9 protein-coding genes are annotated in these 13,403 nt (G+C 58.8%); 8 read left to right on the top strand and 1 reads right to left on the bottom strand.

Going from position 1 to position 13,403, the window contains the following annotated elements:
- Positions 1-322: 322 nt before the first annotated feature.
- Complete coding sequence (locus ACYZT3_RS06065; protein WP_282375214.1) at positions 323-1,447, bottom strand: polysaccharide deacetylase family protein; 1,125 nt, start codon at positions 1,445-1,447, stop codon at positions 323-325.
- A 247-nt stretch (positions 1,448-1,694) separates the two neighbouring features.
- Here ACYZT3_RS06065 and yaaA point away from each other — a divergent pair, with 247 nt between their 5' ends.
- The 8 genes from yaaA to ACYZT3_RS06025 all read left to right on the top strand — a co-directional run bounded on the left by yaaA (position 1,695) and on the right by ACYZT3_RS06025 (position 13,401).
- Positions 1,695-2,474, top strand: coding sequence for a peroxide stress protein YaaA (gene yaaA / locus ACYZT3_RS06060; protein WP_282375213.1), 780 nt, complete (start codon positions 1,695-1,697; stop codon positions 2,472-2,474).
- An 812-nt stretch (positions 2,475-3,286) separates the two neighbouring features.
- Positions 3,287-4,603, top strand: a complete 1,317-nt coding sequence (locus ACYZT3_RS06055) for a nucleotide sugar dehydrogenase (protein ID WP_462031711.1) — start codon at positions 3,287-3,289, stop codon at positions 4,601-4,603.
- Between the two features lie 122 nt (positions 4,604-4,725).
- The gene (gene alg8 / locus ACYZT3_RS06050; protein ID WP_462031710.1) at positions 4,726-6,207 is read left to right on the top strand and encodes a mannuronan synthase; all 1,482 of its coding nucleotides are present in this window, start codon (positions 4,726-4,728) and stop codon (positions 6,205-6,207) included.
- Positions 6,208-6,242: 35 nt separating this feature from the next.
- A complete protein-coding gene (locus ACYZT3_RS06045; RefSeq protein WP_462031709.1) occupies positions 6,243-7,412 on the top strand; it encodes a PilZ domain-containing protein in 1,170 nt (389 codons plus the stop codon).
- 11 nt (positions 7,413-7,423) lie between these two features.
- Positions 7,424-8,830: an alginate biosynthesis TPR repeat lipoprotein AlgK gene (gene algK, locus ACYZT3_RS06040; RefSeq protein ID WP_282375210.1), complete on the top strand. Its 1,407-nt coding sequence runs from the start codon at positions 7,424-7,426 to the stop codon at positions 8,828-8,830.
- Positions 8,827-10,314, top strand: a complete 1,488-nt coding sequence (locus ACYZT3_RS06035) for an alginate export family protein (protein ID WP_282375209.1) — start codon at positions 8,827-8,829, stop codon at positions 10,312-10,314. Before algK ends, ACYZT3_RS06035 begins: the two co-directional genes overlap by 4 nt.
- A gap of 26 nt (positions 10,315-10,340) precedes the next feature.
- Positions 10,341-11,930, top strand: coding sequence for a mannuronan 5-epimerase AlgG (algG, locus tag ACYZT3_RS06030; RefSeq protein ID WP_282375208.1), 1,590 nt, complete (start codon positions 10,341-10,343; stop codon positions 11,928-11,930).
- A 10-nt stretch (positions 11,931-11,940) separates the two neighbouring features.
- Positions 11,941-13,401: an alginate O-acetyltransferase gene (locus tag ACYZT3_RS06025; RefSeq protein WP_282375207.1), complete on the top strand. Its 1,461-nt coding sequence runs from the start codon at positions 11,941-11,943 to the stop codon at positions 13,399-13,401.
- The last annotated feature ends 2 nt before the right edge of the window (positions 13,402-13,403 follow it).

Here is a 13,403-nt window from a genome sequence, read left to right as displayed (position 1 = left end):
GACGCAATACCGTGACAGTGCTGCGCCTCGAAGTGGCCACCGAATTCACCCCGCACGACCTACAAAAAGCGAAATGCAAGTGAACTGCACACATGGGGTCTTGGAAGACGCCACCTGTCTGCAGGTTTCGGCGGTCTGTCTTCGTAATACTCCAAAACCTGTGACAGAAAAAAGTACTTTGACGTTTTTTCGAAGTTTATTTTTCAGAGTGACCAATAGCACTAGGCGGATTGCCATCACCCCGTTAAAGTCGGAAGTCCGCCTGCATCGAACCCTCACCAAAAATCGCCCTTCGCCCAATGTTTACGGCCTTTCGCCGTTTTCAGCGAAACGCGTCCTGACAGTCTTCCCAGCCGATTCCGCTTTGCGCCGTTTGCGTGATGAGCCAGGGCATCGCCGTTTTCAGCGCATCCTGCTTCACGTTGAAGTTGATCACCCCGTGTCGCCACAACAGCATCAGACTCAACACTCGTTGCGCGCTCTGATTGGCCTTTAGCTTGCCGGCACCGTCCTGGGCATCGATATCCCACAGCGCCACCTGCAAGCCCTGGGACCTGAAGAAGCCTTCAGCATCAGAACGACGCTGACCATCGGGCGGCCGAAACAATGGCACGTAGTTCTCGGGCAGTTTGCTTTTGACCAGTTCGACACTGCGTCGCACCGAATCCTGCCAGTCCTGCCAGTGGCTGTGAGAGCGGAACTCCCAGCCTTGCACGCCAATGCACTGCTTTGAGTAAGTCGCTTGCAGGCTGGCCACCGAGCGATCAGCCAGACGGGCCTGGATGTCCTTGCCGAGGACGAAGAACGTGCCGCTCATGTTCGACTTGCGCAGGTATTCCGTGGCCCAGGCCGTGTTGTCCGGCGTGGCATTGGCGGCGCTGTCGAAAGTCAGCAAAAACAGCCGGTCATGCATCGCGTCGCCATTACGCTCATAGTCGCCAAAACGATCAACTTCACTGCTGGCTTGCGGAAGCAGCGCCGCCTTGCGCAATTGCTCGTCCAGGTACTGGGCATGGAACAGTCGGCTCGGCTCGGCCCACTTTATGTAGTAGCTCTCATCGCTGACCTGAAACTTGGCGGCCTGCTGGCGCAGGGTGTCCATGTCTTCGACCAGGAAACAGAAGGAGGCATCCTGATCGCAGCTCTGCTGGGCGAAGTTGTAGTTGGCCAGCAGGCGCAGCCACAGGCGCTGGCGCAGGTTGTTGATCGACTCCAGATTGACCGTTCGCAACCCCAGGCGCTGGGCCAGGCTCACTTCATCGAGGGATTCGCTGGCCAGCAGAACACGGGCGAACATCAGGATCTCGGCCCGTGACGCAACGTCAAACAGGGTCGGGCTGCTGAGCTTTTCGGGCCAGGTGCTGCGATCAAGCGTCGCCACATCACCCGGACCGGCCAGGGCACCGAAGCTCAAGAGCCAGGCCGTGATTAGAAAAACGATACGCAATGGGATGTCTCCATAACAAAACCCGCGCGGCACTATAGCCGATCCCACTCACATTCCCGCAGCAACACTGAACCCTGTAGGAGCGAGGCTTGCCCGCGAAGGCGGTGTGTCAGTTGGCACCGCCTTCGCGGGCAAGCCTCGCTCCTACAGGGTTTGTGCAAAACCGCCGATCACCTATGGGCTTGATAGCTGGAGTCAACAAGGACAACCCCCTAGAATCGCCCCCACGATTAAAGGAGACGACTTCATGCTGATGGTGATTTCCCCCGCCAAGACCCTCGATTACGAAACACCGCCGGCGACCCAGCGCTTCACCCAGCCGCAATACCTCGACCATTCCCAGGAGCTGATCCTGCAATTGCGCGAACTGACCCCGGCGCAGATCAGCGAGTTGATGCACGTCTCCGACAAGATCGGCGGGCTCAACGCCGCGCGTTTCGGCAGCTGGACGCCGGCTTTCTCCCCCGCCAACGCCAAACAGGCATTGCTCGCATTCAAGGGCGACGTCTACACCGGGTTGAATGCTCAAACCTTCAGCGAGGCCGATTTCGATTACGCCCAGCAGCACTTGCGCATGTTGTCCGGCCTTTACGGCCTGCTGCGCCCGCTAGACCTGATGCAGCCGTATCGACTGGAGATGGGGACCAAACTGACGAATGCCCGTGGCAAGGACTTGTACGCCTTCTGGGGCACACGGATCAGCGAATGGCTGAACGAAGCCCTGGCCGATCAAGGCGATGACGTGCTGCTGAACCTGGCCTCCAACGAGTACTTCTCGGCGGTCAAACGCAACGCCCTGAACGCGCGCATCATCAATACCGAATTCAAGGACCTGAAGAACGGCCAGTACAAAATCATCAGCTTCTACGCGAAAAAGGCCCGCGGCATAATGAGTCGCTTCGTTATAGAAGAACGCATCAACGACCCGGCAGCCCTCAAGCAGTTCGACCTGCAAGGCTATCGCTACAGCGCCGAGCAGTCTAAACCGAACCATCTGGTGTTCCTGCGCGATCACGCCCCAGAGTAAGGCACCCCGATCGGTGCACGCCTCATTAACGATTCGTGCGCCGACATCCGATCGTCCGACAATTCCCCGCTCAATTCGCCATTACACTGGCGCCAAAAAAACAATCACCTGGTTTTCTAACTTTAGTTTCACTCGACTTTGATGTTTTTTTTCAGTAGTGGCACTGAATTTTTTTATCGGTAGTGGCACATAACTATCTAATGCAGCAATAGCCCTATGTATCAAGGGTTAAACAGGCGTTGCTATCAATATGAGAGCAGTGCCATCTTTTTCGATATTTCAAGAAATTTCAGAATTCGCGATGGGCGGACAGGAACTATGTCCAACCGCGTCGCTCATACCATCGGTAACCATTCTCTCGGCGCTTGTACGAGATAACTTACGCAGAGTAGAGATTCACATAGCAAAGTTGTCACATTAACTTCTGCTTACGGGTCCCTGATTTGGGCAACACATGAAGGACAGGTGATAAGCATCATAAATATCCCCTATAAGACCAAGGCTGCGCCCCCTATAAACGTGCTCACCTGAGCACCAAACCGCTTGATTTACGGGCTTCTGGCCTGGCATTGAGCGCGCAAGACCTTTGCACGAATGTCTTCTGATTAGAAGATCAGCTGCATAACAGGGCACGCCATAACAATAAAAGCCTAGTTGCGCACATTTTGAGTGACCTTATTTAGACACTCGGAACTTATATGCCTGCACGCGGCATTGTGGCGCCTTTAAGGCGCACTTCCGAGTGCACTATGACCGCTGAACACCATTAACTCCGGCCATGTGATGGCTTGATAAATACAGAGGTAAATGCGATGCGCATCAGCATATTTGGTTTGGGTTACGTCGGTGCAGTATGTGCCGGTTGCCTGTCTGCACGGGGCCATGACGTCGTTGGCGTCGATGTCGCCAAAGACAAGATCGAGATGATCAACGCCGGCAAATCGCCGATTGTTGAACCGGGTCTGGGCGAACTTCTACAGAAGGGCATCGAGACGGGCCACCTGCGCGGTACGACCGACTTCGCCGAGGCGATTCGCGCCACCGATCTGTCGATGATCTGCGTTGGCACGCCGAGCAAGAAGAACGGCGATCTGGAACTGAACTACATCGAAGCCGTGTGCCGCGAGATCGGTTTTGTCCTGCGTGACAAGACCACCCGCCACACTATCGTGGTTCGCAGCACCGTTCTGCCGGGCACTGTCGCAAACGTTGTCATCCCGATCCTCGAAGACTGCTCCGGCAAAAAAGCCGGCGTCGATTTCGGCGTAGCAGTGAACCCAGAGTTCCTGCGTGAAAGCACCGCGATCGCCGATTACGACCTGCCGCCAATGACCGTCATCGGCGAGTTCGACAAGGCTTCGGGCGACGTTCTGCAATCGCTGTACGAAGAGCTCGATGCTCCGATCATCCGCAAGGACATCGCAGTGGCCGAGATGATCAAGTACACCTGCAACGTGTGGCACGCCACCAAGGTGACCTTCGCCAACGAGATCGGCAACATCGCCAAGGCTGTCGGCGTCGATGGTCGCGAAGTGATGGAAGTGGTTTGCCAGGACAAGACGTTGAACCTGTCCCAGTACTACATGCGCCCTGGCTTCGCGTTCGGCGGCTCCTGCCTGCCGAAAGACGTTCGCGCCCTGACCTACCGTGCCGGTTCGCTGGACGTGGAAGCACCGCTGCTCAACTCGCTGATGCGCAGTAACGAGTCCCAGGTGCAGAACGCCTTCGACATCGTCACCAGCCACGGAAAACGCAAAGTCGCCCTGCTGGGTCTGAGCTTCAAGGCCGGTACTGACGACCTGCGCGAAAGCCCGCTGGTTGATCTGGCGGAAATGCTGATCGGCAAGGGCTACGACCTGAGCATCTACGACACCAACGTCGAATATGCCCGCGTTCACGGCGCGAACAAGGATTACATCGAGTCGAAGATCCCTCACGTCTCGTCCTTGCTCAACGCCGATTTCGACGACGTGATCAACAACTCCGACGTGATCATCCTCGGCAACCGTGACGAGAAGTTCCGCGCGCTGGCGCAGGAAGCTCCACACGGCAAGCAAGTAATCGACCTGGTCGGTTTCATGTCCCAAGCCACTAGCGCAAGTGGTCGGACTGAAGGCATCTGCTGGTAACAAGCGGCATCGGGAGGGTTTGCGGCGATCATATCGCCAGCAAATCCTCCCGGCTTTTTCGCCTGCCTTAACCCCATCGGGCCACCCCACAGGCTCGCCCGAGATAGAGACGGATGCAGATTATGCACAGGCTAAAGCACGGCCTACTTCAGGTCGCCGGTTGGCTGTTTTACCTAAGTTTATTGATGGGCATCGCCATGGCGTTGCCTGCGTCCACGTTCGACGCCGAGTCGAAGGACTTCATCTTCCTGATCGGTATCGTCGGTATCTGGCGCTACTCGATGGGTGCCACGCACTTTCTGCGCGGCATGCTGTTTCTGTACGTGGTCTACCCGCACCTGCGGCGCAAAGTGCGCAAGCTGGGTAAAGCGGCAGACCCGTCCCATGTGTTCCTGATGGTCACCAGTTTTCGTATCGACGCGCTGACCACCGCCCAGGTCTACGCCTCGGTGATTCGCGAAGCGATCGACTGCGGTCTGCCGACCACCATGGTCTGCTCCATCGTGGAAATGTCCGATGAGAAGCTGGTGAAAAGCCTGTGGACCCGGATGAACCCACCGGCTCGCGTCAAGCTCGACTTCGTGCGCATTCCCGGCACCGGCAAGCGCGATGGCCTGGCCTACGGTTTCCGCGCCATCTCCCGCCACCTGCCGGACGACCGCGCAGTGGTTGCAGTGATCGATGGCGACACCGTGCTCGCCGAAGGCGTCGTGCTCAAGACCGTGCCGTGGTTCCAGCTGTTCGGTAATGTCGGCGGCCTGACCACCAACGAGTTCTGTGAAGTGCGCGGCGGCTACATCATGAGTGAATGGCACAAACTGCGATTCGCCCAGCGCCACATCAACATGTGCTCGATGGCCCTGTCCAAACGCGTGCTGACCATGACCGGGCGGATGTCGGTATTCCGCGCCACCGTGGTGACCGACCCGGACTTCATCGCCGACGTGGAAAGCGACTCGCTGCAACACTGGCGCTTGGGCCGCTTCAAGTTCCTCACCGGTGATGACAAGTCGAGCTGGTTCAGCTTGATGCGCCTGGGCTACGACACGTTTTACGTGCCGGACGCTGCGATTCACACCGTGGAACACCCGCCGGAAAAAAGCTTCATCAAGGCCAGTCGCAAACTGATGTTCCGCTGGTACGGCAACAACCTGCGCCAGAACTCCCGCGCCCTGGGCCTGGGGATGAAACGCCTCGGCCTGTTCACTTCAGTGGTGCTGTTCGACCAGCGTGTATCGATGTGGACATCGCTGTTGGGCCTGACGGTCGCGATCCTCGCCACCTTAAAGTACGGCGCCGCGTTCATCCTGGTTTATCTGCTGTGGATCGGCATTACCCGCCTGATCCTGACCCTGCTGCTGTCCTGCTCCGGTCACAAGATCGGCCCGGCCTACCCGGCGATTCTCTATTACAACCAGATCGTCGGCGCGCTGGTGAAGATCTACGTGTTCTTCCGCCTCGACCAACAATCCTGGACTCGCCAGGACACCAAATTGACCCGTGATCTCGCCAGCTTTCAACGTTGGTTCAACACTTGGTCGTCTCGGACCATGACCTTCTCCGCCGGCAGCATCTTTGTTGCTGTGCTGCTGATGATGGTCTGACCGAACTCGCCTGAATTAACTAGGAAATCGTCCATATGAATACCGCCGTCAACGCCAACGTAGTGCATGAATCAGAAGCCCAGCGCCAGCACGCCCGAGTGAAAATCCCGGCCAAGCTGCGCTTCTACGGTCCTGACCGGACCCCGGTAGAAGCTCGGGTCCTCGACCTCTCCGCTGGCGGCCTGGCCTTCAACGCTGGTCAGCTGCCACTGAAGATCGGCGACAAGTACAAGGCCCGCCTGCAGTTCGTCATCGATAACCTCGGCCTGGCCATGGACGTCGAGCTACTGGTCCGTTCCCACGAGCGCGAAACCGGCCGTACCGGTTGCGAGTTCCAGAACCTCGAACCTCAGGACATTTCTACCCTGCGCCACCTGATCACCTCGCACCTGGCCGGCGACATCGTCAGCATGGGTGAAGTGCTGGCAACCCTGCAGCGCGACAACTTCACCAAGGCGCGCAAGGTCAAGGATGGCGGGCACGGCATGACCGCGTTCGGTCGTCTGCGTGCAGTGACCTTCAGCTTCGCGATTTTCCTCGTCGGTCTGACGGCATTCGGCTTCATTTTCAAGTCGGTGTACGGCATGTATTTCGTCAGCCACGCCCAGGCCGGTCTGGTCAGCGTGGCGGGCATGAACATCACCATGCCGCGCGACGGCACTGTGCAGAGCCTGGTGAAAACCGACGGCGTTGCGGCCAAAGGCGCCCCGCTGGCGACGTTCAGCACCAGCATGCTCGACGTACTCAAGGGCCATCTGGACGATAACCAACTGCAACCGGCCAAGGTTGAAGAGCTGTTCGGCAAGCAAATGACCGGCACCCTGACGTCGCCGTGCGATTGCACCGTGGCGCAGCAAATGGTCGCCAACGGTCAGTACGCCAGCAAGGGCGACGTGATCTTCCAACTGGTGCCGCGTAACAGCGAAGCCAACGTTGAAGCGCGCTTCTCCTATCGCCAGTTCGGCGATGTGCTTCCAGGCAGCGCCGTCAGCTTCCAGATCGCCGGCGAAGACAAAACCCGCAGCGGCACGATCGTCAGCAGCACCAGCCTGAAAAGCGCCGACCTGTCGTCCGACATCCGCGTGCAGATCAAGCCTGACGAGCCACTGGACAGCGCTTTCGCCGGTCGCCCGGTAGAAGTGAACGCCACTCGTGGTCCGAACCTGAACTGGCTGATCGATAAAGCCATGGCCGCCGGTCGTTAATAACAGAGGACATGCCCGTGACTAGCCCACTCAGAATCCTGCCAGTTCCGTTGACTCTGGCCATGGCTATCGCCCTGGCCGGATGCGCCGGCCTGCCCGACCAGCGTCTGGCCAACGAAGCCCTCAAGCGCGGTGATACCACGCTGGCGGCGCAGAATTACCAGCAACTGGCAGACCTGGGCTACAGCGAAGCACAGGTTGGCCTTGCCGATATCCAGGTCGACAGCCGTGACCCGGCGCAGATCAAGCGTGCCGAAGCGACTTACCGCGCCGCGGCCGGCGTCTCGCCACGGGCTCAGGCTCGCCTGGGTCGTCTGTTGGTGGCCAAACCCGGCTCCACCGAAGCCGAACAGCACGAAGCCGAAGGCCTGTTGAAAAAAGCCTCGGCCAATGGCGAAGGCAACACCCTGATCCCGCTGGCGATGCTGTACCTGCAATACCCACACAGTTTCCCGAACGTCAACGCGCAGCAGCAGATCAGCCAATGGCGCGCCGAAGGCAAACCGGAAGCGGGCCTCGCCCAAGTGCTGCTCTATCGCACCCAGGGCACTTACGACCAGCACCTGGACGAAGTGGAAACGATCTGCAAAGCCGCGTTGAACACCACCGACATCTGCTATGTCGAACTGGCCACGGTCTACCAGAAAAAAGCCCAGCCGGAACAACAGGCCGAGCTGATCAAGCAGATGCAAGCCGCTCAGGCTCGTGGCACGGTTTCCGCACAGCGCGTGGACAGCGTGGCCCGCGTATTGGGCGATGCTTCCTTGGGCAAGACCGACGAGAAAACGGCTCAGTCGCTGCTCGAAGGCATCGCTCCCGCCTACCCCGCTTCCTGGGTCAGCCTGGCGCAATTGCTCTACGACTTCCCTGAACTCGGCGACGTCGACACGATGATGAAGTACCTGGACAACGGCCGCGCCGCTGACCAGCCGCGTGCCGAACTGTTGCTGGGCAAGCTTTATTACGAAGGTAAATGGGTGCCGGCCGACGCCAAAGTCGCTGAAGAGCATTTCCAGAAAGCTGTCGACAAGGAAGTGGCCGCCGATTACTACCTCGGCCAGATCTACCGCCGTGGTTACCTGGGCAAGGTCTATTCGCAGAAGGCGCTGGATCACCTGTTGAAGGCTGCGCGTAACGGCCAGAACAGCGCCGACTTCGCCATTGCCCAACTGTTCTCCCAAGGCAAGGGCACCAAGCCCGACCCGCTCAACGCTTACGTCTTCAGCCAATTGGCCAAGGCTCAGAACACCCCGCAAGCCACTGAGCTTGCGCAAACACTCGAAGCCCAACTGCCGCCTGCCCAGCTCGCCGAGGCCCAACGCCTGTTGAAACAAGAACAGGCCGTTCGTGGTGCCTTGAGCCAGAACACGCTGGAACTGCATGCCCTGGAAGAAGAAGACGGCGAGGAATCCCTATGAAGTTGAATCCATTCGTTAAGGCCGGTATTGGCCTGTCATTCGCCCTCTTGTGGTCGTGCCCGACCCTGGCGGCCCTGACTGAAAGCAAGAACTACGGCCTTGATGTGAAAGTCACCGCCCAGTCCGAAGACGACGCCGACCTTGGCACTGCCGAGGGCGGTGACGTCAATGGCGTCGGCCTCGACTTGCGTCCGTGGGTCTATGGCGAGAGCGGCGCATGGAGCGCCTATGCCATGGGCCAGGCGGTGACGTCCACCGACATCATCGAGACTGACACCCTGCAGCAGTCCGACAGCGACGGCACCCAGGCCACCGATAACGGTGATCGCAAGACCAAGAAAAACTACCTGGCGATGCGCGAGTTCTGGGTCGGTTACAGCGGCCTTACGCCCTACCCCGGCGAGATACTCAAACTCGGTCGCCAGCGCCTGCGCAATGACGACGGCCAATGGCGCGACACCAACATCGAAGCCCTGAACTGGACCTTCGACACCACCCTGTTGCGCGCCAACGCCGGTGTTGCCGAACGCTTCAGCGAGTACCGTACCGACCTCACCGAACTCGCGCCCAAGGACAAGGATCGCCTGCACGCTTACGCCGACGCGGCGTACCAGTGGAACCCGGGCAACTGGGTCGGCATTCGCGGTCATCACACCCACGATGACGGCAAGCTCGATACCGCGCAGCCGGGTGTTCCCGCCGATTCTCTGGACAAGAAAGAGAATGGCGATATCAGCTGGCTCGGCCTCACCGCCGACAGCGATGCCTACAACTGGCGCAACACCAACACTGTCAATTACTGGGGCAGCATCACCGGTATGAGCGGCGACCGCGACACGGTCAACCCGCTGACTGCCGAGGGCAACGCGCCGGCACAAGCCAAATCCAGCGGCAACGTCGATGGCTGGGCCACCGACCTCGGTGTACGCCTGCGCCTCGATCCACAATGGCAAGTCGGTGCAGCTTATGCCCGTGCCAGCGCTGATTACGAACAGAACGGCCTGCAAAGCAACCGTTCGAACTACACCGGTACTCGCTCGCGGGTTCACCGTTTCGGCGAAGCGTTCCGTGGTGAAACGAACAACATGCAGTCCGCCACCTTATTCGGTTCGTGGATGCTCAACGACGAATACGACGCCAGTGTGATCTACCACAAATTCTGGCGCGTCGACGGCAACAAGCCGGTCGGCAGCAACGGCATCAATGCCGTCCAGAATGACACCGACGACGTGACCGGCGCGGTGCTCTCCAGCACGTCCCTGCCGCTGGAAGATGGCAACAAAGACCTCGGCCAGGAAATGGACGTGGTCGTCACCAAGTACTTCAAGCAAGGCCTGCTGCCCGCAGCCTTGAGCCAATCGATCGATGAGCCTTCGGCCCTGGTGCGTGTGCGTGGCGGTGTGTTCAAGCCCGGCGATGCGTATGGCAAAGGCGTCGACTCGTACATGCACCGCGCGTTTGTCGACGTGATCTGGCGCTTCTGATGCGAACCGCTAAGGGAGTTCCTGACATGAACAGTCCGAAGAGAGGCTCGATGACCTTGCTGGCCGGCGCGATGTTGCTGGTCAGCACGGCAGCCTTCGCCACGGTGGAGCCAACCGCGCCCGTTCAAAAAGGGCAACCGGCGACCCTTGCAAAAGGGTTGCAACAGGCCAAGACCTACACCGTCAGCAGCGCGCCGACCGCGCCGCTGGAGCTGGCCAAACCGACACTGCCGGACACCTCCGGCTACACCGCCGAAGCCATCGCCGCGAAAATCGTGCGCACCAAGCCCGGCAAAATCAGCGTGCGCCGGATGATGCAGGAAAACGCCCTGAAGGACTTTATCGGCGGCGACAACAAGATGGCTGAATGGGTGGTGCGTCAGCACGGCATCCCGCAGGCCATCTTCGTCGACGACGGCTACATGAACCTCAAGGATCTGGCCAAGAAGGTGCCCGAGCAGTACTTCAGCGAAACCTCACCGGGCGTGTTCCTGGCGAAGTTACCGATCGTGGTGGGTAACAAGGGCATTCTGGAAATCGACAAGCAGACCCAGGAACTGCGCCTGTCTCAAGAGGCCGGTTCGTTCCTGGTCAACGACGGTCAGCTGTTCGTGCGTGATACCAAAATCACCGGTTGGAGTGAGAAGGCAAACGGCCCGGCGGCCTACAAGTCGCCCAAGGAATTCCGTCCGTTCATGTTGTCCTGGGGTGGCACCGAGACCTACATCGCCAACAGCAAGATCGCCAGTTTCGGCTACGCCAACAGTAAGTCTTACGGCGTGAGTATTTCCCAGTACACGCCGAACATGGCCAAGGTGCTCAAGCGCCCTGAACCAACCGGTTGGATTGTCGGCTCCGAGTTCTCGGACATGTGGTACGGCTTCTACTGCTACGAAACCCGCGACTTTGTGGTCAAGGGCAACACCTACAAAGACAACATCGTCTACGGCATTGACCCGCATGACCGTTCCCACGGTCTGATCATCGCCGACAACACGGTGTTCGGGACCAAGAAGAAGCACGGGATCATCATTTCCCGTGAGGTCAACAAAAGCTTCATCTTCAACAACCGCAGCTACGACAACAAGTTGTCGGGCCTGGTGATCGACCGTAACAGCGTGAGCAACCTGATCGCCTACAACGAGATTTACAAGAACCACACCGACGGCATCACCCTCTACGAGAGTGGCGACAACCTGCTGTGGGGCAACAAGGTGATCAGCAACCGTCGTCACGGCATCCGGATTCGCAACAGCGTGAACATCCGCCTCTACGAAAACCTGTCCATGGCCAACGGCCTGACCGGTGTCTACGGGCACATCAAGGACCTGAGCGACACCGACCGTGACATCAAGCTCGACCCGTTCGACGCCCAGGTGTCGCTGATCATCGTCGGTGGCGAACTGGCCGGCAACGGCAGCGGACCACTGTCCATCGACTCGCCGCTGAGCGTCGAGTTGTATCGCGTGTCCATGCTCGCGCCGACCAAATCCAGCGGCATCAGCTTCAACGGAATTCTTGGCGAGCGCCAGGATGAAATTCTCGACCTGCTGGTACGCCAGCAGAAAGCCGTGCTGATCGACCCTGTCGAACGCCAGACCGAAATGCAGGACTGAGGATAATTTTATGCACTCACACTTGATCAAATTACTCAGCCTGTCGGCCCTGACCGCCGGCATTCTCGCGGCCAGCGCTGGCGCTCGTGCCGATGAAGCTGCCGGCAACATAAAGCCACCCAGCTTCGACGCCGAACCGTGCTGCAACCTGTGCCCGGCAGCGCACGACGCGAAAAACTACACCACGCGTTACCAGCAGAACTTCACCACGCTGGTGCAGGCTCAGGGCGATTGGCTATTCCGTACGCAAGAAGACTTGCGCACCGAGTTCGACACCACGCCCGCCGGCTACAAGCGCATGAAAGAACTGCACGACGCGTTCAAGAGCAAAGGCGTGGAGCTGGTCGTTGTTTACCAGCCGACCCGTGGTCTTGTGAACCGTAACAAGCTCAACCCGGAAGACAAAGCCAAGTTCGATTTCGACAAGGCCTTGAAGAACTACAAGACCATGCTCGGGCGTTTCGCCGCCATGGGCTACACCGTGCCGGACCTGTCGCCGCTCACCAACGAATCGCTGCCTGAGACCCTGCAGGCCCACGACTTCTACTTCCGCGGCGACCAACACTGGACACCGTATGGCGCCCAGCGCACGGCGAAAATCGTCGGTGAGCAAATCAAGAAAATGCCGGCCTTTGCCGACGTGCCGAAACGCGAATTCGAGAGCCATAAGTCGGGTCGCATGGGCAAGACCGGAACGTTACACAACATGGCCGGTCAACTCTGTGGCACCAGCTACGCGATCCAGTACATGGATCAGTTCACCACCGAGCCCAAAGGCGAAGCAGCTGATGGCGATCTGTTCAGTGATTCCGGTAATCCGGAAGTCACCTTGGTCGGCACCAGCCACAGTGGCAAGAACTACAACTTCGCCGGTTTCCTAGAAGAGGCCATCGGCGCCGACATCCTCAACGTGGCGTTCCCCGGTGGTGGCCTGGAAGGTTCGATGCTGCAGTACCTGGGCAGCGAAGAGTTCCAGACCAAGCCACCGAAGATTCTGATCTGGGAATTCTCGCCGCTCTATCGCCTCGACCAGGAAACCACCTACCGCCAGATGATGGCGCTGCTGGACAACGGTTGCGAAGGAAAGGATGCACAGTTGACCGGCAGCACCACGTTGAAACCGGGCAAGAACGAATTGATGGTCAACAGCAAGAACCTGAATCTGCAAAACAGCAGCCACCAGGTTGACATTCGCTTCGCCGATCCGTCGGTGAAAAATCTGCAAGCCACCCTCTGGTACATGAACGGTCGCCACGAGGACATCAAGATCGAAAAACCGGAAACCTCCGATACCGACGGGCGTTTCGCCTTTGAGTTGCGCACGGACGAAGACTGGGCCTCGCAGAATCTGCTGGCCGTCGAAATCCAGGGCCCTGAAGCAGGTGCCGCGCCACAGAAAGTCGAAGCGAAAATCTGCAAACGCAACGTGTTCCCAGGCGCTGAGCAGCGTACGGCTCAGGCCGGGCAATGAGG

It is taken from the genome of Pseudomonas sp. MDT1-16 (assembly GCF_054898115.1).
Note: the sequence above shows the minus strand (reverse complement) of the source record. Positions and strands in the feature narration are given on the sequence as shown.